General features: G+C 71.3%; 16 protein-coding genes and 1 tRNA gene. 3 read left to right on the top strand and 14 right to left on the bottom strand.

Annotated elements, in window-relative coordinates; translation table 11 throughout:
• Positions 1-11 precede the first annotated feature (11 nt).
• Positions 12-1,043 carry a helix-turn-helix domain-containing protein gene (locus N8J89_RS20780; RefSeq protein ID WP_283658653.1) on the bottom strand — a complete coding sequence of 344 codons (1,032 nt, stop codon included), beginning with the start codon at positions 1,041-1,043 and terminating at the stop codon, positions 12-14.
• 51 nt (positions 1,044-1,094) lie between these two features.
• On the opposite strand from N8J89_RS20780, the gene N8J89_RS20775 reads away from it, so the two are divergent.
• A complete protein-coding gene (locus N8J89_RS20775) occupies positions 1,095-1,487 on the top strand; it encodes a cupin domain-containing protein (RefSeq protein ID WP_283658652.1) in 393 nt (130 codons plus the stop codon).
• A gap of 4 nt (positions 1,488-1,491) precedes the next feature.
• Here N8J89_RS20775 and N8J89_RS20770 read toward each other — a convergent pair whose 3' ends face one another.
• From N8J89_RS20770 to N8J89_RS20745, 6 genes are all read right to left on the bottom strand, one after another.
• Positions 1,492-3,393 carry a YehQ family protein gene (locus tag N8J89_RS20770; protein ID WP_283658651.1) on the bottom strand — a complete coding sequence of 634 codons (1,902 nt, stop codon included), beginning with the start codon at positions 3,391-3,393 and terminating at the stop codon, positions 1,492-1,494.
• Positions 3,393-4,514, bottom strand: a complete 1,122-nt coding sequence (locus N8J89_RS20765; RefSeq protein ID WP_283666039.1) for a VWA domain-containing protein — start codon at positions 4,512-4,514, stop codon at positions 3,393-3,395. Before N8J89_RS20765 ends, N8J89_RS20770 begins: the two co-directional genes overlap by 1 nt.
• Positions 4,511-6,748, bottom strand: a complete 2,238-nt coding sequence (locus tag N8J89_RS20760) for a DUF5682 family protein (RefSeq protein WP_283666038.1) — start codon at positions 6,746-6,748, stop codon at positions 4,511-4,513. Before N8J89_RS20760 ends, N8J89_RS20765 begins: the two co-directional genes overlap by 4 nt.
• On the bottom strand, positions 6,745-7,833 hold the full coding sequence (locus N8J89_RS20755; protein WP_349497497.1) for an AAA family ATPase: 1,089 nt from the start codon (positions 7,831-7,833) through the stop codon (positions 6,745-6,747). Before N8J89_RS20755 ends, N8J89_RS20760 begins: the two co-directional genes overlap by 4 nt.
• Positions 7,830-10,466: a DUF4132 domain-containing protein gene (locus tag N8J89_RS20750; RefSeq protein ID WP_283666037.1), complete on the bottom strand. Its 2,637-nt coding sequence runs from the start codon at positions 10,464-10,466 to the stop codon at positions 7,830-7,832. The genes N8J89_RS20755 and N8J89_RS20750 overlap by 4 nt, the downstream gene beginning before the upstream one ends.
• Before the next feature lie 84 nt (positions 10,467-10,550).
• Positions 10,551-11,861 carry a spinster family MFS transporter gene (locus N8J89_RS20745; RefSeq protein ID WP_283666036.1) on the bottom strand — a complete coding sequence of 437 codons (1,311 nt, stop codon included), beginning with the start codon at positions 11,859-11,861 and terminating at the stop codon, positions 10,551-10,553.
• Positions 11,862-11,972: 111 nt separating this feature from the next.
• Between N8J89_RS20745 and N8J89_RS20740 the strand changes: the two genes are divergently transcribed.
• Positions 11,973-12,581 (top strand): TetR/AcrR family transcriptional regulator, encoded by a 609-nt coding sequence (locus N8J89_RS20740; protein WP_283666035.1) that lies wholly within the window; start codon positions 11,973-11,975, stop codon positions 12,579-12,581.
• A 19-nt stretch (positions 12,582-12,600) separates the two neighbouring features.
• Here N8J89_RS20740 and N8J89_RS20735 read toward each other — a convergent pair whose 3' ends face one another.
• Complete coding sequence (locus N8J89_RS20735) at positions 12,601-13,932, bottom strand: M20/M25/M40 family metallo-hydrolase (protein WP_283666034.1); 1,332 nt, start codon at positions 13,930-13,932, stop codon at positions 12,601-12,603.
• Between the two features lie 107 nt (positions 13,933-14,039).
• Between N8J89_RS20735 and N8J89_RS20730 the strand changes: the two genes are divergently transcribed.
• A tRNA-Leu gene (locus N8J89_RS20730) sits at positions 14,040-14,122 on the top strand.
• Here N8J89_RS20730 and N8J89_RS20725 read toward each other — a convergent pair.
• From N8J89_RS20725 to N8J89_RS20700, 6 genes are all read right to left on the bottom strand, one after another.
• Entirely contained in the window at positions 14,104-14,520 is a 417-nt protein-coding gene (locus N8J89_RS20725; protein ID WP_283666388.1) for a hypothetical protein, read from the bottom strand. The genes N8J89_RS20730 and N8J89_RS20725 overlap by 19 nt on opposite strands.
• Positions 14,433-14,708, bottom strand: a complete 276-nt coding sequence (locus N8J89_RS20720) for a hypothetical protein (RefSeq protein WP_283666209.1) — start codon at positions 14,706-14,708, stop codon at positions 14,433-14,435. The genes N8J89_RS20725 and N8J89_RS20720 overlap by 88 nt, the downstream gene beginning before the upstream one ends.
• A gap of 465 nt (positions 14,709-15,173) precedes the next feature.
• Positions 15,174-15,686, bottom strand: coding sequence for a hypothetical protein (locus N8J89_RS20715; protein WP_283666033.1), 513 nt, complete (start codon positions 15,684-15,686; stop codon positions 15,174-15,176).
• A gap of 440 nt (positions 15,687-16,126) precedes the next feature.
• Positions 16,127-16,471, bottom strand: a complete 345-nt coding sequence (locus N8J89_RS20710; protein WP_283666032.1) for a hypothetical protein — start codon at positions 16,469-16,471, stop codon at positions 16,127-16,129.
• Between the two features lie 10 nt (positions 16,472-16,481).
• A complete protein-coding gene (locus N8J89_RS20705; RefSeq protein WP_283666031.1) occupies positions 16,482-20,645 on the bottom strand; it encodes a polymorphic toxin-type HINT domain-containing protein in 4,164 nt (1,387 codons plus the stop codon).
• A 191-nt stretch (positions 20,646-20,836) separates the two neighbouring features.
• Positions 20,837-21,400, bottom strand: coding sequence for a hypothetical protein (locus N8J89_RS20700; protein WP_283666030.1), 564 nt, complete (start codon positions 21,398-21,400; stop codon positions 20,837-20,839).
• Positions 21,401-21,502 lie beyond the last annotated feature (102 nt).

Raw genomic sequence — 21,502 nt, 5'->3', positions numbered from 1 at the left:
GCGACACGACATCACCCATCCACCGACCGCAAGTTCGATCGTCTAACGTGGACGCACACGGCTCCGATGGGCTTCACTGGCTGGTCGCAACGCGACACGCTCACAACGGGACACGGCCACTGCCGCGACAACCGCCGCAGCTGGACCCGCAGGTTCGAGGCGGTGCCCAGCCCGCTGGCTTCGGCCACCCAATTCAGCCGCAGCTCACCGCGTTCGATCAACCGGCAGGCCAGCGCCACCCGCTCCCCGGTCAGCCAGGCCAGCGGCGTGGTGCCCAGCTCCGCCTGGAACCGCCGGTGCAGCGTGGCCTGGCTGACCGCCGCCCGCGTGGCCAGGTCGGCCACGGTCAGCGGGGTGTCCAGCCGCGCCTGCGCCCAGGCCAGCACCGGGGCCAGCGAGACATCGGGCACCTCGGCGACCGGCCGTTCCACGAACTGCCGCTGCCCGCCGTCCCGGTGCGCGGCGAAGACCAGCCTGCGGCTGACCGCGTTCGCGATCTCCGCGCCGTGGTCGGTGCGGATCAGGTGCAGCCCGAGGTCCAGCGCGGCCGCGCTGCCCGCCGCGGTGAACACGTTCCCGTCGGCCACGTAGAGCACGTCCGGCGCCAGCCGCACCGCCGGGAACCGCGCGCTGAACTGCTCGGCCCAGCGCCAGTGCGTGGTCGCCGCCCGCCCGTCCAGCGCACCGGCCTCGGCCAGCACGAACGCCCCGGTGCAGAAGCTGACCAGCCTGGCCCCGCGCGCCGCGGCCCGCCGCACCGCGGCCAGCACCGCGGGCGCGGCCCCGGCTTCCGGATCGGGCCGGTTGGGCACGATCACGGTGTCCGCGGCCTCGGCCGCGTCCAGGGTGGCCACGCCGGAGAGGGTGAACATGCCCTGGTGCATCGGCACCGACGGTTCGGCCGCGCACAGCGTGAACTCGTACCAGGGCCGCTCCAGCTCCGGTCGCCGCAGCCCGAACAGCTCGGTGGCGATGCCCAGCTCGAACGGGTTGGACCCGGCGTCCACGATCATGGCCACCCGGTGCGAGGATCCACGCGACATACGCGATTCCTAGTACTCCCGCCCGCCGCGGGCCAGCCGCAGGATGACCTCATGACCACTGACTCGATCTCCATCGCCGCCGTGCTCGCCGGTTTCCAGGACCTGTGGAGCCCGCGCATCCTGACCCGCGTCAACGACTACGACGTCCGAGTGGCCAAGGTCCAGGGCGAGTTCGTCTGGCACAGCCACGCCGACACCGACGAGTTCTTCCTCGTGCTGGAAGGAGAACTGCGCATCGGACTGCGCGAGGACGGTGGCGAGCGGGAGGTGGTGCTGCCGCGGGGTTCGGTGTTCGTGGTGCCGCGCGGGGTCGAGCACCGGCCGGTCTCGGCTGAGGGCGCCTCGATCCTGATGTTCGAGCCGACCGGCACGGTCAACGTGGGTGACCGGCACGAGGAGCTGCCTGCGCACATCACCGCGACCACCGGCGTCGCGACCGGATAGCGGGTCAGCGGAACTCCGCGGTGGTGAGCAGGCGGATCTGGGCGCGCAGCCAGGTGTCCACGGCCAGCTGACGATCCGCGCCGAGCAGGGCCGCGGCGAAGGCGGACAGGTCCGCGGCGGCGGCGGGCAGCCCGGCTGCGGACAGGGCGGTCACCGCGGCGGCGAGGGCGGTGTGCGTGGCCGGGGCCGGGTCGCGCAGGCCGTGGTGGATGGCCTGGGCCGTGACCGCGGTGGCTGCGCTCAGGGCGAGGCCGAGCGGGTCGGGGCGCTGTTCGGGGGCGACGGTGGGGATGGCGTGCGCCGGGCCGGTGGCGAGGTCGGGGACCAGGACACGCTGGTCGGTCAGCACCGCGAGCGGGTCGAGCAGCAGGCCGTCGCGGTGGCGGCGCACCGTGCCGCTGATGAACCGGGGGCGGCCGTGCACGCCGCTGAGCGCCTCGGCCAGGCAGTCCAAGGCGGCGGGGCAGAGCGGGTGGTGGGTGCGGGTAATGGTCGCGGTCCCGCCGGGACCGGTGATGAGCGCGGCCAGGCGCTGGTCGCCGGGGTGGTAGCTCAGCGCGGACACTCCGGCGATCGGCACCATCCGCACGTGCTCGGCCTCGATCCTGGGCCGGACCAGCCTGGGCGGCAACTCGCCCAGCTCGGAGCCGAGCGCGCCGAGGTCGGCCACCAGCACCGGGGCGGGCAGGCTGGCCCAGGCGTTGCCCAGCGGGGAGACCGTGGTCCTGGCCCGGTGCGCGCCGAAGCGGACCAGCCCGCGCGCGTCCCTGACGGCGGCTTCGGAGACCACGTTGGCGGTGGCGAACGCGCCGAGGGTGCTCCCGGCGAACCGGCGTCCGGCCAGCTCGGTCGGCCCGGTGGACAAGGACTGGCGGGCGACCAACACGGTGCCGCTCCCGGGCTCGGCCAGGAACACCTCGGCCACTGGTGCCGTTGGGGTGCCGCGGATCCGGCAGCCGAGGCTGGTCAGCCGGACCCGGCGCAGCGGTGTGCTCGTCGCCTGCTCGCTGCCCAGCACGGCGGCCCGCGGACCGGTGGCCCGGTGCCGGGCGTGGATCTCGGTGACCAGCTCGGCCAGCCGGACCGCCTGGTAGCCCGCGCCACGGGTGGCGTAGGCGTCGAGCTGCTCGACCAGGTCCGCCATCGCGGCCGCCGGCCAGTGCAGACCGGCCGCGCCGAGCTCGTCCGCGGCGCGGCGCAAGGCCGCGGAGAACGCCGGGCTGGTGTGCCGCACGCCGTCGAGCACCAGCTGCCCGGTCAGCGCGATCGCGCCCGCCACCCCGGATGTGGTGGTCGCCGGTTCGCCGGGACCACCCACCTCGAACCGGACCTCGGCACCGGTCAAACCGCGCTGTTCGGCCTCGCGGAAGGCCCACACGGCCAGGACCACCTGCTCGTCCCCGGCGGCTCCGTCGGCGCGGGCGTAGCCGAGGTCGCCGGGTGCCAGGAAGGCCACGGTGCCGGTAGGCAGGTCGGCGCGGGCCACCGGATCAGCGGGGCTTCCTCGCCGCAGCCGCACGGTGTAGCCGCTCCGGTGCGTGCGCCGGGCGGCGGTGACCACCCTGGCACCGAACTTGGCGGTCAGCTCCGCGTCGGTGAACGTGCCAGGGCTCCAGGGCGGTGGCGGCGCCGCGCCGAACTCACGCTGGTAGGCGAGCACCAGGCCGATCCGGTGGCGGCACACGCCGGTCGCCGCGCAGGTGCAGGACGCGGCGGTCAGGGCCGCGCCGACAGGCAGTCCGGCCACCGTGCCGTCGGCGAACCGGACGGTGACCGCGCCCCCGTCCTCGACGGTGACCTCCGGTGGCGGCCCGGTGTCCAGTTCCTTGGCCGCGCGTTTGCCCAGTCCCCGGTTGGCCACGGCGGCCAGCGCCTCAGGCGTCAGACCGAGCAGGTCGGCGCGCATCAGCGGAGCCGTTCGGCGACGAAGGCGGCCAGCTCTCCGGGGGTCATCGCGCCGACGTGCGCGCCGACGTCGGCCAGCCGCTGTGCCATGGCGCGGTCGTAGGCCGGTTCGGCGTCCTCGTCGAGCGCGGCCAGGCCGAGCACCTGCGTGCCCTGCTGCACCAGCTGCTGGACCTGCCGCACCAGGTGGTTCTGCGCGCCGCCCTCGAAGAAGTCGCTGATCACCGCGATGATCGCGCGCCGGGGGTTGTCGATGAGGCTGCCCGCGTAGGCCACCGCCCGGCCGATGTCGGTGCCGCCGCCGAGCTGGACCTTGAGCAGCAGCTCCACCGGATCGGTCACGTCGGCGGTGAGGTCGACGACCTCGGTGTCGAAGACCACCAGGTGGGTGCGCAGGCCGGGCAGGCCCCACAGGCAGGCAGCGGTGACCGCGGCGTGGATCACCGAGCCGACCATGGAGCCGGACTGGTCCACCACGAGCACCAGTTGCCAGCGCTCGGTGTGCCGCCGGGTGCGGGAGTGGAAGCGCGGGTGCTCGATCAGCAGCCGTCGCTGTTCCGGTTGGTAGTGCGCGAGGTTGGCCTTGATCGTGCCGCGGAAGTCGAAGCCGCGGGCCGATGCCCGTCTGCGCGGCCGCAATGCCCTGCTGCCGGTGACCGCGGCGCGGACCTGGGTGGACAGTCGCCGCAGCAGCTCGCGCACCACCGACTCCACGATGCGCCGGGCGGCGGCCAGCACCTCGGGGTTCATCAGGTGCTTGGTCCGCAGCACCGCGCGCAGCAGCGTCGGGTTGGGCTCGATCCGTTGCAGCACCACGGGATCGGTCACCAGGTCGAGGATCTCGTACCGTTCCACCGCGTCCCGTTCCAGCCGTTCCACGGTCTCCTTGGGGAACAGGCGGTGCACCTCGTCCAGCCAGTCCACTGTGGACAGAACCGACGGCCCGCTGCCACCCCGCCGGTCGGCGCGCACGCCACGGCGGGCCAGGTCCGGATCGCGGCCGTAGAGCCATTCCAGCGCGGCATCGCGCCGGGCGTCGTCGCCCGACAGGCCCGCGCAGCCATCCGCCGGTGCGCCGAGGATCAGCCGCCAGCGCGCGAGCGCCGGGTCCGGCTCGGTCATCCGGTCTCCTCGATCAACCCGGCCTGGGCGAGCAGCCGGGTCACCTTGGCCTCCAGGGCCGCCGCCGAGGCGCGGTCCGGCTGCTCGGCCGGGAGCGCCGGGACGGTGCGGCGGCGTTGCGCCAAGCGGCGTGCGATGGTCTCGCGTTCAGCGGGCGGGAAGAAGGCGAACGCCTGGCGCAGCGCGGGCAGCGCCACCGGGAACTCCGCCTCCGGCATGCCGCCCACCAGCTCGTCCAGCACATCGAGCAGGGCACCGGGTCCCTGTGCCAGCACCTCCTCTCTGGCCAGCACGAACAGTCCGGTGAGCCAGTCGCCCAGGCTCGCGGGCCGGGCCAGGCCCAGCACCGCCCGCTCAGGTGCCACTCCCGCGCCCAGCGCCCAGCCCAGTCCACAGGCCGCGCCGCGCAGGTCGGCGGGCGCGGCCGGATCGGCGGCGAGCCGGGCGGCCACCGCGGCCGCCTCCGCCCGGTCCACGCCCAGCTCGGCGGCGTGCCACACCGCGTCCCGGACCGCCGCGAGCGCGGCCAGCCGGGACAGCTCGGCCGCGGCCCCGCGCTCCCGCTCGGCCAGCCACAGCACCCTGGCGAACGCCTCGGTGATCACCAGGCCGAGCAGCGGAGTCCCGGCCGCGCCCAGCAGTCGATCGTGCCGCCACAGGCTCAGCGCGGTGGCCAGCACCGTGCCCAGCGGGGCCAGCTCCCTGGCCTGCGCGATCCCGGTGGAGAGCGCCCGCAGCACCTGCTCGGACAGCTCGGTGGTCCCGCACAGCACGGCGTCGAAGAGCACTCCGGCGAGCGCCACCGCATCGCCGCCAGCCTCGGTCACCCGCTCAGCCAGCGCACTGCCCGCGGCCCCGGCGAGGGTGGCCCCGTGCGCGCCCGCCTCGATCAGCGCCGGGTGCAGCAGCTCACCGGCGGAGAGCAGCCAGCGCTCCACCGATACCGGGTCCAGCCCGGTGGCCGGTCCGGATTCTCTTGTGCAGCCCGGAATCTCCAGCACCCGCAGGCGGTGCAACACCCGGCTGCGGACCAGCCCCTCGGCATCGCCAAGATCCAGTTCGACCCGGCCCGCGCGGTCGAGACCGAGCCGGTCCAGTTCGGCCAGCACCTCCGGCACCAGCGGCGGCGCGGGCGTGTCCGGGTGCAGCCTGCCCACCCGGTCCCCGCACAGCGCGGCCACCATCTCCACCACAACCGGATGCGTGCCCGCGGGCAGCGTGCCGCGGGTGGTCCACGGCAGCGGCTGGTCCAGGTCGTCCGAGACCAGCGCGCTGACCAGGCCGTCGAGCACATCGGTGCGCGCCGGGTGCGGATGCCCCCGGAGCAGGGCCAGACCGTCGGCGAGCGCCTTGGCCGCGATCAGGTCCGCGGTGGACACCGGCTGACCCCGCCCGCGCAGCCGCGCCACGACCGACTCGACCAGCCCGGTGGCCGCCCGCTCCGGGCCGTGCTCCCACAGCCGCTGGTAGTACCCGGGCGAGGGCATGCCGGACTGGTAGCCGCCGAAGGAGTCCATGCGGCGGAAGGAGAACGGCACCAGGTAGCTCTCCCCCACCGCCCCCGGCACCTCCGGCCAGCCCGGCGCGGCGGCCTCCTGCTCGGCGAGCGCGCGCACCGCGGGAGTGTGGAACCCGCCGGTCACCACGAGCACCGGGCGACCGGCCGCGTCCGCCACCGCGGCCCGGACCCAGTCCGCCATGTGCCGTTCCCGCGCCGCGTCCCCGGCCCCCGCGGTGGCCTCGCCGCGGACCAGGTCGAAGTAGGCGGTCAGCCGCTCGGCGAGCCCGTCGGCCGGGGCGATCTCGACCAGGTGGTCCCAGAGGGTGTCGATGTTGTCCACCGCGAAGTCCCGGCACAGCCGCTCGACCGCCTCCTCGTGCCCGCGCTCGGCGTCGGCGTACCGGTTGCGCGTGCCGGCGAAGGCCGGATGCCAGGCGGGCAGGTCGATGAACCGGACCTCGGCCCCGTGCGCCCGGCCCTGGGTGAGCGCGACCCACTCCGGCGAGTAGTCGCACAACGGCGTCCAGGACACCTGGGATCCGCTGTCGTCGCGGTAGTGGCTGAAGATCGCCACTGGCAGCTCGTGGCCGAGCAGCAGCTCGTCCAGCCTGCCGTTGACGTCGGCCGGTCCCTCGATCAGCACGTGCGCCGGGCGCAGCTCCGCGATGGTCGCGGCGACCAGGCGGGCGCAGGCCGGGCTGTGGTGGCGGACCCCGAGGAAGGTCGCGGTCACGGCGTCCCCGGCAGCAGGTGCCGGGCCTGGTGCAGCTCCGGCCACTGCCCGCCGCGCTGCGCCTGCTGGTCGAGGTAGTGCCGCAGCCGGGCCAGGTCCTCGGCGTTGTCCTTGGCCGCGGTGCCCGCCAGGCAGGCCACCACATCGGCCGCGGTCCCGGCCTCACCGCGCAGGTACCAGCCGCGCAGGCCGACCGCGTGCGCCACCGACACCGCCTCCGCCGTGCTCATCACCGCGGCGGGCCGGTCCACCGGACGGCCTTCCCCGGTGCGCCCGGCCCGCAGCTCGCGGAAGGCGGTCACCAGCACCTCCAGCACCTCCGGCCGGGGCGGCGCGCTCACCCCTGACCGGCGCAGCAGGGCCTGGGCCTCGGTGGCCACCAGGTCGAGCTCGGTGCCCAGGTCCGCGATCGGGAACACGGTCTCGAAGTTGAACCGGCGTTTGAGCGCCGCGCTCATCTCGTTCACGCCGCGGTCGCGGGTGTTGGCGGTGGCGATCACGTTGAACCCGTCCCTGGCGAAGACCATCGACTCCGGTCCGCTCAGCTCGGGCACCGAGAGCACCCGCTCCGACAGCGGGGACAGCAGCGAGTCCTGCACCTCCAGCGGACAGCGGGTGATCTCCTCGAACCGCACCACCCGGCCCTCGGCCATGCCGCGCAACAGCGGCGCGGGCACCAGGGACCGGGGCGAGGGTCCCTCGGCGACCAGCAGGGCGTAGTTCCAGGAGTACTTGATCTGGTCCTCGGTGGTGGCCGCCCCGCCCTGGATGGTCAGCGTGGACACCCCGCTGACCGCGGCCGCGATCAGCTCCGAGAGCAGCGACTTGGCCGTGCCGGGCTCGCCGACCAGCATCAGTCCCCTGCTGGTGGCCAGCACGACCAGCGCCCGGTCGATCAGCGAGGGGTCGCCGACGAACTTGCGGCTGATGCCCGCGCGCGCATCGCCGAGGATGAACGCGCGGGCGGCCGCCAGGCTCAGCGCCCAGCCCGGCGGCCGGGGCGACTCGTCGGCCGCGCGCAGGCGGGCCAGCTCCTCGGCGTAGCGGACCTCGGCCGGCGGGCGCTGCACGGCGGATTCGATCACGTGGTGAGCTCGGTCAGCTCGGCCAGCAGCTCGGAGGCGGTCACCGGGTCGAGCTCGGCGAAGGTTCGCGCACTCTTGCCCTTGGGGTAGCTCCAGTCGGGTTCGTCGCCGAGCCACACGGCCTCGATCCGGTGCTCCGGGTCCATGTCGATCATCCCGACCGTGATGCCGGGGTCCAGGTTCATCACCACGGCCCCGCCGGGCACCGGGCGCGAGATCCACGGCTCCCAGCCGTTGTCCTGCGCGGCCGCCCTGACCCAGCCCCGGCGCTGGAGTCCGAGCACCTTGCCCACCGGGGCGACCACGCCGTGGAACCGGGCGAGCACATCGCCGCCGCGCTCTTCGTCGGTCAGCGTGTGCACCGGCCTGCCCAGCTGCGGGAACGGCTGCACGATCTCGTAGTCGGCGAAGACCTCGGCCCACCGCGCGAGCTGGCCGGGGATCGCCAGCGGGTGCGCGATGCCGATCTTGACACCCTCGGGCAGGGTGAACGGATCGTCGGCGGCGTCGGCCAGCGTGCGGTCCTCGGCCAGCCGGAAGGTGCCGAGGACCTGGCCGTCCCGCTCGGCCAGCCAGACCAGCCGCCGCACCAGGTGCCAGAGCAGCGGATGCCCGGCCAGTAGCGAGTGGAACTCCTCGGCGCGCCAACGGCGCTGGCTGGTCATCGCCCGTTCCAGCCGCACGATCTGGTCCGCGGCGATGGCGCGCACGTCCTTCTTCAACGCGCCGAACCGCTTGTACGCCAACGGTGCCAGCTCGGCGTCGTCGCGTGCGCCGGGCTTGGGCAGGTCCTTGCGGGGCTTGCCGTCGGCGTCGAGCACGAACGGCTTGAGCTGCTCGTCGAAGCCCACGGTGAAGGTGCGCGGCCCGTAGTCGAGGATCAGCGTGCCGTGCTGGTCGAGGCCGAGGTCGGGCACCAGCCGGTCGGCCAGTTCATCCGGGCTCAGCCCGAGGCCCTCGGCCACCGCCGCGATCTTCTCCACCGCCCGCTCGCGCAACGCCTTGAACTTCACCCGCTGCGAGATCGAGTGCAGGTGCGCCAGCGCCACATCGGTGCCGATCATGGCCAGCACGGTCAGCCCGGTCACCGCGCGCGCGTGTCCGCCCTCTCCCGGCCAGGCGCGGACCACCGGGGCCAGCCTGCGCACCGTCTCGTCGTCACCCAGCCTGCCGAGCGCGGTCAGCGCCCAGCCGTCGCGCACGGGACTGTCCGCGATCCGCCAGCGCTGGAACAGCGACCAGGCGAACTCGGCCAGGGAGTCCGGATCGCAGGCCTGCCGGACCGGTTCGAGTCCGGGGTACTCCGCGTCGGGACTGCTCAGCGCGAGCATCGAGATCAGGTTCCGGGCGGCCGCGGCGGACAGCGCGTGCCGCCGGTCGCGCAGCAGGACCTGGGGCAGCACAACGGGATCCGCCCAGCCGCCGACCTTCGGGGCCTTGGTCCACTGTGGACTGACCAGCTCCGGGGGCAGTGCCGCCTCCGGTGCGTCGCCGACCCGGCCGCGCTGGACCTCCTCGACCACCGCCCGCAGCTCCGCGGGCAGCTCGGCCGCCAGCCCGGGTGTGGTCAGTGCCTGCATCCGCGCCAGGACCGCGACCAGCGAGGAACCCGGCCGCTCGGCCGCCGCCTTGGTGAGCAGGCGCAGCGCGCGCACCGGATACCGCTCCATCACCGCCAGCAGGGCGTCGCCGACGAACTTCTGCCCCAGCCTGGCCAGCAACGCCTCGAACGCCTCGTCGGTGGGCAGCAGGCCCAGCACCCCGAGGACGAACTCGCGCCGGTAGGCCTCCAGGTCACCATCGAGCACACGCCCGAGGAACGGCGCGATCGGCGGTCCCACCGCCTCGACCGCGGTGCGCAGCACGTCCGATTCGGCCAGCCCCCGTGGCAGGACGTGCTCGTGTCCGGTGAGCAGGCTGAGCTGGTCGACGGAGTCCACCGCGCAGAGCAGCAGCTCCGCGGCCACCAGCTCAGCTCCCGCGCTCAGCTCGGCGCAGAGCCGGTCCACCCAGTCCCGGCGGGTCGGGGCCAGGTACACGGCGCACAGCCGCCGGCGCTCGCTGCCCTGGAGCCCGGCCAGCGCCTCGACCGCGGCCAGGTACTCGGGCTCGGTCGCGGCGGCCAGCAGCGCGCGCACCCGGATCGCGATCCCCTGGCCCTCCCAGCTCCACTCGAAGGTCTCGCCCTCGCGGACCTGCAGCGAGCAGCCCTCCGGCTCCATGGAGGTGGTCCAGCACCGGAGATCGGTCAGCTCGCTGGTCGCGCGGGCCGCGAACGCCAGACCGTGCTGCTCCGCCCACAGGTCGGCGAAGGCGACCAGGCCGTCGGCTTCCCGCCACGAGGCCCCGCGGTGGGCGGCGATCTCCGCGACCGCCGCCGCGCCCAGCGCATCCGGTTCGCCGCGCAGGTATGCCTGGGCCGCCGCGGCCAGGCGCGGCTCGCACCGGGCGGGTGCCAGCACCACCGCGAGGTCCCCGGCCAGCTCCTCGATCCGCTTCCGCGCGGAGGCGACCCGCACCGGGTCCACCGCCACCTCGGGCACGGGGCCGGTCCCCCGCCGGGGGTGCATGTGCACGCGCCAGCTCTCCGGGACCGCCCATGCCTGCTCGCGGTCCGCCACGATCTCCCCCATGTGCGTCTGTTCCCCTTTGTCGCAACCTGTTTCCGGCGTCGGGGGAACACTAGGGGCAGGCACCGACAACGTTCGCCGACGCGGTCACTTCCCCGCTTCAGCCTTCATCCGCGCGTTGTCCGCGGTCACCTTCCGCGCCGCGCCGAACAGCCCGATCGAGGTCAGCAGCAGCCCCAGCGGGATGACGATCAGCAGGCTCTGACTCAGCCCCTCGGCCGCGGCCCGCGCCGGGCTCATGCCGACCGCCGCCGCGGCGAACCGGTCCGAGAGCGCACCGGCGACCACCGGCCCGGCGAACCCGCCCAGCAGGTAGAAGGCGGCGAAGAACACCGACACCGCGGTCGCCCGCAGCCGGGGCTCGACCACGTCGGCCAGCGCCGGGTAGACGGAGGTGAAGTACAGGTACTGCAACAGCCAGCCCGCGGAGAACAGCAGCACGAACCAGCCGACCGAGTCCGGGCCGAGGGAGAGCGCGGCGAAGGTCAGCGGCGCGGCCAGCAGCAGGGCGATGGCGCCGGTGTAGACCCGCCCGGCCGGTGAGTGGTGACTGGCCCGGTCGGCGATCCGGCCGCCCACGATCAGCCCGGCCAGTCCGGTCACCCCGATCACCACGCCGGTGAGCATGCCGCCGGTGGCCAGGCTGGTGCCGAAGTAGCGCTGGAACAGCGGCACGCTGAAGGTGGCCACCGAGTAGGAGGCGACCTGCGAGCCGATGCCGGCCAGGATCAGCCACCACAGCGTGCGGATCCGCAGCACCCGGCGGAAGGCCTGGCCGAGCACGCCCGGCGGCGGCGCGACGGTCTCCATGGCGCCGCGGGCCGGCTCGCGGATGAACATCATCAGGGCCGCGACGAACAGGCCGGGCACCGCGGCGATGTAGAACGCGGTGCGCCAGCTGCCGGATGCCTCGGTGATCGGCCCGATGGTGAAGAAGGCCAGCACCAGGCCGAAGGGCAGGCCGAGCTGGAGCAGCGAGGTGGCGCGGGCGCGGCGCCCGGCCGGGTAGAGGTCGGCCAGCATGGAGTTGGCGGCCGGGGCGAAGCTGGCCTCGCCGACGCCGACCAGCATCCGCACCACCAGCAGGCTGATGAAGCCGCCGACCAGGCCGGTGGCCGCGGTGAGCAGGCTCCACGCGAGCAGGCCGGTGACCAGGATGGTCCGGCGCGAGGTGCGGTCGGCCAGCCTGCCCAGTGGCACCCCGAAGACCGCGTAGACCACGGTGAACGCGCCGCTGAGCAGGCCGATGTGGGTGTCGGTCAGGGTGAACTCGAGCTTGAGCGGCTCGACCACGATGGCCGGGATGGTCCGGTCGTAGAAGTTGAGCAGGTTGGCCGCGAACAGCAGGCTGAGGATTCCGGCGGGACTGGTCACCCTGCGGGTCTGGTCAACCGCCATGGCTCCTCCAGGTGCATCGGGAACGTCGTCGTTCCACACTGCGTGGGGAGGACTAACGTAGGTCATGGAGGGGCTGACGGGTAAGGGCGAAAAGTGGCCAACCAGGTAGAAGTGGCGCTCCGCAGGGGCGAGACCTACGCCGGCCGGTCGCGCCGGGAGCGGGCAGCCGACCGGCGGGAACGGCTGGTGGCCGCGGCGGTCCGGCTCTTCGCCGCGCGCGAGTACGACGAGGTGACCGTGGCCGAGGTGTGCGCGCAGGCCAAGGTGTCCAAGCGCTACTTCTACGAGTGCTTCGCCGACCGCCAGGAGCTGCTGCGCACGGTGCACCGCGAGCAGAACGACTGGCTGCTCGCCGCGGTCACCGCCGCCGCCCCCAAGTCCCCGGCGAACCTGACCGAGCTGCTGCACCCCATGATGACCACCCTGGTGCGCAGCCTGCTGGCGCACCCGGAGCGGGCCAGGGTCATCTACCTCAACGCACCGCGGATGGAGCTGCGCCGCCGCGCCGCCCTGCACCGGGACGCCGAACTGCTGGGCCGCCTGGTCCGCAGGGCCACGGGTAGGCCGAGGGACCGGCTGCGACACGACCGCCTGCTGCTGGCCACGGTGGCCGGCGTCAGCGAGATCGTCATCGACTGGCTGACCAGGGGCATGACCGACCCGCCGGAGCCCCTGGCCGAGCACCTCACCGACCTCGCCGTGGCCATCCTCAGCACATGAGGAACGCCAGGGTTCCTTCTCAGCAGTCCCGCAGGAACCGGTCCAGCACCCGGGTGCCGAACTGCAGCGCGTCCACCGGCACCCGCTCGTCCACGCCGTGGAAGAGCGCGGAGAAGTCCAGGTCCGCGGGCAGCCGCAACGGCGCGAACCCGAAGCAGCGAATGCCCAGCCGGCTGAACGCCTTCGCGTCGGTGCCCCCGGAGAGCATGTAGGGCACCAGCTTCGCACCGGGGTCCTCGGCCAGGATCGAGGCGGACATGGTGTCCACCAACCTCCCGTCGAAGGTCGTCTCCACCGCAGGCAGACTCGCGATCCACTCGCGTTCCACATCCGGCCCGAGCACCGCGTCCAGCTCCCGCTCGAACGCCTCCTGCCGCCCGGGCAGGATCCGGCAGTCCACGGTCGCCTCCGCCGTGCTGGGGATGACGTTGGCCTTGTACCCGGCGTCGAGCATGGTGGGGTTGGCGGTGTCCCGCAGCGTCGCGCCGATCATCCGGGCCATGTTGCCCAGCTTCGCCACGGTCCCGTCCAGGTCGTCCTCCGGGAACTCCAGCCCGGTCAGCTCGCTGATCCCGGCCAGGAACTCCCGCACCGAGTCGGTCATGACCAACGGGAACCGGTGCCGCCCCAGCCGCGCCACGGCCTCGGCCAGCTTCGTCACCGCGTTGTCCTCGTGCACCATCGACCCGTGCCCGGCCCGCGCCCGGACCCGCAGCCGCATCCAGGCAATGCCCTTCTCCGCGGTCTCGATCAGATAGGCGCGAACCCCGTCCTTCACCGTGATCGAGAACCCGCCAACCTCCCCGATCGCCTCGGTGACCCCCTCGAACAAGTCCGGCTTGTGATCAACCAACCACTGCGCCCCCTGGAGCCCACCGGCCTCCTCGTCAGCGAGGAACGCGAACACGATGTCCCGCGGCGGCACCACCCCGTCCCGCTTCAACCGCCGCGCGGTCGCCAGCGTCATGGCGACCATGTCCTTCATGTCAACGGCCCCCCGCCCCCACACATACCCGTCCTGCACCGCCCCAGAAAACGGGTGCACAGACCACTCGGAAGCATCAGCCGGCACCACATCCAGATGCCCGTGCACCAGCAACGCCCCCCGGCTGGAGTCCGCCCCGGCCAGCCGCGCGACCACGTTCCCACGCCCCCGAGCACCCGACTCGACGTAGGTGGTCTCGAACCCCACCTCAGCGAGCTGCTCCGCCACGTACTCAGCGGCCGCCCGCTCCCCCACCAGCGTGTCCGGATCCCCGGTATTGGTGCTGTCGATCCGGATCAACTCACTGGCCAGGCGCACCACCTCGTCCTCGGCGACCCGCTGACTCCCTACCCGCTGCTCGCTCACCAGGCCTTTCTATCACCGGAACGGCCACTTGACCCGCCCCAGCCATCCGATTTGGAACCGGCCCAGTTGATCAGCTAACCTTCACCTGCCTGGCGGGAGACCGCCAAGTCCGGGTGGCGGAATGGCAGACGCGCTAGCTTGAGGTGCTAGTCCCCGAAAGGGGGTGGGGGTTCAAGTCCCCCCTCGGACACGCACACTATTCACACGGCTCACTGGTTTGATGCTCACATCAGCTACGTGGGCCGTTTGCGTATAGCGAACTTGCAGGTCAACCGCGCCATACAGGTCCGCCAGACGCTCCGGCTTCGCACTGTTCAGCGCGGCCCCCGCGTCTCCCAACGAGTCGATCATCGCGTGGACCTCGGCTGAGCTGAGTGCCTTCAGGGGCGGCGCCCCGTCCAACTCCGCCTGTGCCGCCACGCGTGCTGCCTGCGCCGCGTTCATCACCTCGACCAACGCCAGCGGGTCAATGCCCGCACGAATCGCTTCCTGATAGCGGCTCAATTCCGCCTGGGCTTTGGCCAGCCGTTGTTGCGCAGCCTCCCGCCCGCCGGATGAGGCATGCGCGTCGGGTTGCGAGTCCACCACGCGGCAACGGTCCGGTCGACGTTCTCCGGCGCGAACAACCCGCCGAGCCAGGCATTGACCGCCTCCTGCACCGCGTCCTCTCGGAGGTAGACCGTGGGCGGATGTGCGGCCAAGGCCTGTGAGCCAGGTGCGAGGGTTCGCGCGGGACAACGGTAGTACATCCCGTGCGCCCGCGGACTGCCTTCCATCTTGCGCTCGCAGATCGTGCACCGGACCCGACCGCGGAACAGGTAGGTGTGCTTCGTGGCCCGCCCGGCGCGCTCGCTCCGACGAGCGGTCTTCAACCCGCCCGCCCCCTTCAAACGCCGCAGCAACTGCGCCTGGGTGAAGTCCTCGACAGACACGATCGCCGGGTGCGCAGGCTGACGGGAACGGACAACCCGGCTGGCGTCTGCGCGCCGGAACCGGACCACATGGCCCGCCGCCACATCGTCGGGGTCCAGCAGGGTTTCCTGCCGCGTGCAGCGGGTGGCGGCTCTTGAGGTAGGCGATAACCCCGTGCCGGAACGCGGCCAGCGCGTCGGCGTGGGCGACTCCAGCTTCGTAGAACGCCCGGCGGGCGGTGGCCTCGCGCGCCAGCAGCACCGCGTAGTCACCGCATCCGGGGCAGTCGGGGTTGTGCCGCAGGGTGCCTGCCAGGTGCGGGGTGGACGTCACCTCGGCGCCTTGTCCAGACGGAAGCCCGCGGAGAGGAGGCGTTGCTGGTAGTCGCGTAGGTAGTCCATGAGCAACTCGGCGTAGCGGGTGTCGAGGGTGCGGGCGGCGAGCAGGGCCTGTTGCTGGTCGGCGGCGTTCGTCGCGGCGATCGCCCGCGCCATGGCGTCGTAGTGCTGGTCGAGTGTGGCCGCGGCGGTGACGAGCTTGCCGTGGCTGGAGTTGAACGGCTCAGGCACGAGCTTCTCCTTGCGCATCCTGGTCAGCTCGGTGCCAGTCGAGGCGAGCAGCTGCCGCATGGTCGCCAAGGATCGGCGGACCGGTTCCGCGGTGAGGTTGCGGGTGTTCTGGCTGAGCACGGCGCGCATCGCGGTGTCGTTGGCCAGCATCTCCTGGGCGACCGCGTCGATTCGCTTGACGTAGTCCGCGCTGGTGGATTGCGGGGAGATCAGCACGAGCGGCTGGCCATCGACTTCGCGGGTGACCACCGCGCCGATTGCGGTGGCAATCACCAGGATGAACGTTCCGGCGCGCACCACAAGCCATCGCCGCCTCGTGCGCTGGGGTTGCTGCACCGGAATCACCTCCGCGTGGCCGCGATGGCCACCACGGGGTTCCAGCTAACGCCCTGACTAGCAGGACAGTTCGGAGCGGGTTGCGGAGGCGAATCGTCCAGCGAGTCAGTCCGAGCATGGCCTGGTGAACACCAAACCGTCGTTCGACGCAAGCGGCAGGCGGGCACTGGTGACAGCTGGCGCTTGGAACTGAGTTTGCGTCGACCGAGCTCGGCCCGTGCACTGCTCCCTTTGGAGCGCTCGCAGGTGGATCGAGTCCACCAGCGCGTCGGAGAGGTCCGGCGAGACGAGCCACACGCTGCTCGTCGAGCGGCTAGCGCGGGAAGGTACTGGATCTGCGCTCCAGTGCAGCCGCAGTACCTTCCCGCCTCAATGCGTCAGTAGCGGTGGTGATAGAGCGATCTAATGATGTGGCTGTCGAGCGACTTGTCGTCGAAAACGGAGGGCTGGCCGCTCTCCAGATCGTCCTCAATCACTTCAAGGGACCCGGCCACCACGTTGTCCTCGGGAGACATCCGGTAGACGCCGTCGACGAGGTCGAGGGTGACCTCGTCAATCACCGCACGCAAGGTCATCTGCTCCACGAAGCGAAAACGGAGGTCTACTCGCGTCTGCGCAGCAGTGGTTTTGTTGCTACGCAACAGCAAGACGCCATGGGTAGCCTGATAGGACCAGGGCTCGAACCTGCGGCCAAATGCCAATGGGAACTCGATTTCAGGCATTACCGGCCTCCTAGGCGTACGGGTTCGGCATCAGTTTACCGTTATGGTAGAAGTTGACGTGCTTGAGTACGCCGAGGTCGTACAGCAAGGACAACTCGTAGTCGGTTGCACCTCCCACCTGGCGTGCGCTGCGCAGGCGAGAGGCGTTCACCATAGCCGCAACCCCCTTCTCTGCGTTGAGCAGGTTGTCCATCCGGAACGACACCTTGACCCAGCCGGAGTTCAGCTGCAGAAGTTGACCAAGGGTGAAGACGACACCGCGATAGTCGTCCACGGTGATGATGTTTCCCTTGATCGAGTCCGCGAATGCCTTGAGGGCCCCGCCTTCCCGCAAGCCGAGCACGACATGTTCGATGCACTCAGAGTTGTGCACCAGCACTGGCTTGCCGCCAGCCACAACGAAGAACGTGTCCGGCGCGGTCACATCCAGGTTGTGCACGGTTACGGTCACGAGCCGGGAATGCACGCTGGAGACGGCTACGGTGCCCTCCGGAGTACGGAGATGCTGGCCGATGCGCAGGTCTCCTGCATGGACCCACGAGTGCGTGTCCTCCACCCAGAACGGGTGCGTGTCGGTGGCGCTAATCCTGCCCCCGCCAGCCACCGAGATGTCGACCATCCGCTTCTCTCCAGCGCCCACAACCGCTCTGGACACCGCCGCCGAGTCGACCTCGCCGTTGGCAGGGTTAGCCGAGCGGACGATCTCACCAGCCCGGATGTCCGCGACGGGCTTGGTGCTGCCATCAGCCATGAGCACCGGCGTATCGGCAGCAAAGCTTCGGCACAGGCGAATCGAACCGGGCAGGCGGTTCAGTAGCTCCGCACCAAGCCTGGCGATTCGTGCCTCCGTGCTGACCGAGGTCACCAGAACCGCTTGAAGTTCACCCAGCGTACGCATCACCGCCGCGCTCGCCGCAGTTCCCTGTGCCGACAACGCCAGCCACGGCATGTAGGCGCCAGCCTCCGGCGTGAAGGCCACCAGCGCCGCACCGCAGACCTCCGAGGCTGCGCACGCGGCGCCCAGGCGCACCATCAGCGCCCCAGCTACGACGCCACCGGTCACGACAGAGTAGACCTGCAGGATGCTGGTGACCGCACCGATAACCTGAGTCAGCACGAAGTCCGGGTGCAGCACCATGGACAGGCAGTTCTCGGTGCCCTGCCCGCCTGGGCGGTGGTCGAGAACACGGCAGACATCAGCGTTCTCGTACGCCCGCTCCACCAGCTCGTCCGCAGTCATCGTGAGCAGCCGCATGCACTCGGAGTATCGCGGGCCGCTCTCGCCGTGCCGGCCCTGGCAGTACTGCTGGTGCTGAACGCCGTATTCGTATTTCTTCTGGATACTGAGGTCGATTGCACGCTTGGCTGCGCCAGCGGCTGCGTCGGCAGCTTCTTGGGCCAGCTTTCCCGCCGCCAATGCCTCCACTGCGGCGGTACGGGCGGCCTTGTAGGCGTCGTTGGCGAATGTGCGCGCCTGCTTCGCCGACGCCTGCGCCCACACCGCTGACTGCGATGCCTTCCGCGCCGAAGCCTGGGCTGCGCTTGCCGCGGTGCGGGCCTTGCGCGCCGAGTTCGCAGCATCCTGTGCGGACTTCGCGGCCTCGTTGGCCGACTTCTGCGCGTTCTGAGCGTGCGTGGCCGCCTGTTGAGCGAACTCGTTGGCCTGCTGCGCATAGCCAACTGCTTCCGCGGCAGCGTTGCGGGCTGTAGCGGCGGCGGCCTGGGCCTCGTTGGCGTGCTGGGCGGCCTCTGCGGCGGCGGCATAGGCCGTGGCGAGAAGATTCGCCATCTCAGCGTTGTGCGCGGACTGTTCCTTGTCGCGCCGGGCAGTCGCGAACCGCTCCACGTCAAGGAACTGCCGCAGCACGCCCGGCGGGCCGTCCAGCGCCACCTGTGCCATCTCGACGGTTTCCGGACCAGAGGCTGGATCGGCCTTGACCTGATTGACCAGCAGACGCTCGTCCTGCCCGGCCGCGGTGTAGCGGTCCTCGGCTAGGAACTTCCGGTATGCGGCACGGGTGCCTGCGTCCAAGGCCTTCTGAGCGGCGGTACGCGTGGTGAGCCGGCCCGCGTCGCGGGCTTGCGAAAGAAGGTGATTGATCTGCAGTCGATCATCGAGGTCCCGCCTGGGGTAGTCACGCTCCAGAAGGAAACGTTCGACCTCGACGTCTGAACCGGCCAGTGCCTGCTTCGCAGCTGCGCGGAAGGCATCAGTTCCGTCTTGCGCCAGAGACGTCAGTACCGTCCGGTCGTCCTGCCCTGCCGCGACCTTGATGCCGTCCTTGACGAAAGCGCGCACCTCTTCGTCGATGCCCGCCAGCGCCGCCAGCGCTGCGGCCTTCGTCCAAGGCCCGCCGACTCTGGCGAGTCGCATGGCGACCTGACGTCCCTTGTCCGCAACGACCTGCGGACTGGCACCAGGCTCGGTTGCCTGTGCGATCAGCTGCTTGGTCTCCTCGTCCTGGCGCGCGGTCTGCGCCAAATCCCACGTGGGACCGGTGAAGAAGTTGCGCGGGACCTCATCGTGCGCGTTTCGCGCCGCTTCCCTGGCCTGGTCGATCCGGACGGTGAACCGCTCGGCGTCTGAGGTACGGGCCCCATCATAGATCTTGCGGGCTTGCTCGGCGGCACCGTTCGCGTTGAGCGCTGCCTGGGTCGCGGCATCGGCGTGCGCGGTCGCCTCAGCGGCGGCGTTCTGTGCGCTGCCCGCATGATCAGCGGCTCGATTGGCAGCGGCGGCGGCCGCTCGCGCGTTGTCGGCCGCATGTAGCGCGGCTTGTTTAGCGGTGTCAGCCGCCGCGGCGGCGATCGTGGCGAACGACCGTGCGGCGTTAGCGGCCCGGTTGGCCCGTGCCGCGGCAGCGCGGGAAGCCGCAGCCGCCTTGCTCGCCGCGTTCGCATCAGCTCCCGCCCGGCGTGCGGCTGCCGCCGATTCGCCCGCTGCCTGCGCGGCGGCCCGCGCGTTGTCACCCGCGCTGCCAGCAGCGGCCGCGGCGTTGCCGGCGTTGCGCGCCGCATCTCCTGCGGCCTGTGCCGCTGCCGCTGCCTCAGTGGCATTGTCGGCCACAGCGGCGGCATCGACCGCAGCCTGCCGCGCGGCAGGCACCTTGCTGGCATCTGTCGTCACCGCGGCGGCCGCGCTGAAGGCCCGGGAGGCGGCCTTGCCGGCCATCGACGCCGCACTCGCCGCGCGCGAAGCTGCGTTCGCCGCAGTCCACGCAGCCTTGCTCGCCACGTTTGCCGCATTGACCGCCTCGCGAGCCGCGACAGCCGCGGCGCTGGCCGCTGATGCCGCCCTGCCTGCCGCCGCTGCGGCCTCGTCGGCATTGCCCTTGGCAGCCTCGGTTGCCCGAGCGGCCTCCTCCGCTGCGGCCTTGGCGAGTTCGGCCTCCTTCACCGCGCGCTCGGAGGCAACCTTCGCAGCTACGGTCTCCTTGGCGGCCTGTTCACCCGCCTCCTTCGCCACCCCGGCGAGCTCGCCGATGGTCGCGGCCTCTAGGTCCCGCGCCTGGTATACGGCGAAGTCGATATCCAGAAACTCTTGGTAGGCCTCGGCGGTGCCGGCATCGAGGGCTTGCTGGGCGCCGGCGCGGACGTTCTTCCCTCCGACCGACATCGCCTGGTTCACCCGGATACGCAAGTCCGTCTCGAACGGAAGACGCCACCCGGTGGAAAGAAACTTCTCCAGTGTCTCAGGCGTGCCAGCGTCGAGTGCGGGTTGCGCGGCCGCCTTCAGCTGCGGACCGCCGGCTGCGACGACCTGGTTGACCGCGACGCGCAGGTCGACGTTCTTGGGATTACGGAAGCCGTTTTCCAGGAAGGCCCGCAATGCGCCGGCGCTGCCGTCATCCAGTGCGCGTTGAGCGGCTTCCTTGACCGCGACACCACCGGCGGACTGCATCCGGTTGACAGAGAGCCGATCGTCCAGCTTCGCCACTCGCGGGTAGATGTTGGTCAGGAAGTCCGTGATCTGGGCATCGGTGCCCGTAAGCACCTTTTCGGCCTCTGCCTTGGCGATCTGCCCCCCGGTCTGCCAGATTGCGACGACCCGGGCACGTCCGTCCGACTGGGACACCGGCGGGTTTTCGGCTGCTGCCGCACCTGCTGGGACGACCACCATGCTGCTCACCAGTGACAGGGCGACCGCGAGCACGGCACCCTTGCGGGCTCTCATCTCATTCCCCCCTCTGTTTCTCGAACATGCGACCTTCGATCCTGCCCAGGGCCCCAGTCCAACATCACGCCCGGCCCTATCAGCAGACGGTGAACCTGCGGGTCCCCTGCCTGGCCACTTCGGGTCAGGTGCTGCCACCGATCAGGGTGGAGATCATCCGCGTGTGGATGGCGCTGGCACAGGAACGCCCCTCAGGAGGTGATCTCCAGCCGCAGCAGGGTGGACGGCTCTCCGCCAGGGTTGCCGACTCCTACCTGCATGCTGCCGTCCGGGTCGAGCTCGACGGTCTTCTGCTGCCCGGAGTTGCTGACGACGTCGGCCTTGCCCTTGTGGCCAGTACCGGGCTGCCGTCCATCTCCACGGATCTCGAACACGTCAGGCAGCTTCATCGTGAGGTTGCCCGTGGTGCCAAGTACCCGAAAACACACGCGACCGTCGTGCTGCTTGCCAACCTCAAGCGAGGTCGAGCGCACTTCGATCAGCCCAACTGGACCTGTGGGCGGTTGCGTGCAGTCCGCGTAGATGATGTTGCCGTCGCCTGCGATCAGTTTGACCTTGTCCTGGCTCTCAATCTGTTCCCGGCCCGGATATTCGTAGTTCTCCACCACGGACGGCATCTGGTCAGCCGAGTGGGCGTTGCCGGGGTTGGTGGCGATGACGACAGCGGTGACGGCTGCTACCACTGCCGAACCTGTCAAGAGCACACGTGCCAAGGCTTTCATCTTGCTCCTCAATCCGTTCTTCTCATCGCGCACACGAGTGGGGTTCAACCCATCAGCAGTGTTCAGGAACCGAACGCCTCAGCCTCTGCGCGGAGTGCCTCTGGATTCGTTAACCGGTCGCCAGTGTTGCTGCTG

The sequence above is a fragment of the Crossiella sp. CA-258035 genome (assembly GCF_030064675.1).
In the GTDB taxonomy this organism is placed as follows: Bacteria; Actinomycetota; Actinomycetes; order Mycobacteriales; family Pseudonocardiaceae; genus Crossiella.
Note: the sequence above shows the minus strand (reverse complement) of the source record. Positions and strands in the feature narration are given on the sequence as shown.

What these genes read in the sequence shown, in the direction of transcription:
- N8J89_RS20780 (WP_283658653.1), bottom strand. Translation starts at nt 1,043, where the DNA reads ATGTCGCGTGGATCCTCGCACCGGGTGGCCATGATCGTGGACGCCGGG.
- N8J89_RS20775 (WP_283658652.1), top strand. Translation starts at nt 1,095, where the DNA reads ATGACCACTGACTCGATCTCCATCGCCGCCGTGCTCGCCGGTTTCCAG.
- N8J89_RS20770 (WP_283658651.1), bottom strand. Translation starts at nt 3,393, where the DNA reads ATGCGCGCCGACCTGCTCGGTCTGACGCCTGAGGCGCTGGCCGCCGTG.
- N8J89_RS20765 (WP_283666039.1), bottom strand. Translation starts at nt 4,514, where the DNA reads ATGACCGAGCCGGACCCGGCGCTCGCGCGCTGGCGGCTGATCCTCGGC.
- N8J89_RS20750 (WP_283666037.1), bottom strand. Translation starts at nt 10,466, where the DNA reads ATGGGGGAGATCGTGGCGGACCGCGAGCAGGCATGGGCGGTCCCGGAG.
- N8J89_RS20745 (WP_283666036.1), bottom strand. Translation starts at nt 11,861, where the DNA reads ATGGCGGTTGACCAGACCCGCAGGGTGACCAGTCCCGCCGGAATCCTC.
- N8J89_RS20720 (WP_283666209.1), bottom strand. Translation starts at nt 14,708, where the DNA reads ATGGAAGGCAGTCCGCGGGCGCACGGGATGTACTACCGTTGTCCCGCG.
- N8J89_RS20710 (WP_283666032.1), bottom strand. Translation starts at nt 16,471, where the DNA reads ATGCCTGAAATCGAGTTCCCATTGGCATTTGGCCGCAGGTTCGAGCCC.
- N8J89_RS20705 (WP_283666031.1), bottom strand. Translation starts at nt 20,645, where the DNA reads ATGAGAGCCCGCAAGGGTGCCGTGCTCGCGGTCGCCCTGTCACTGGTG.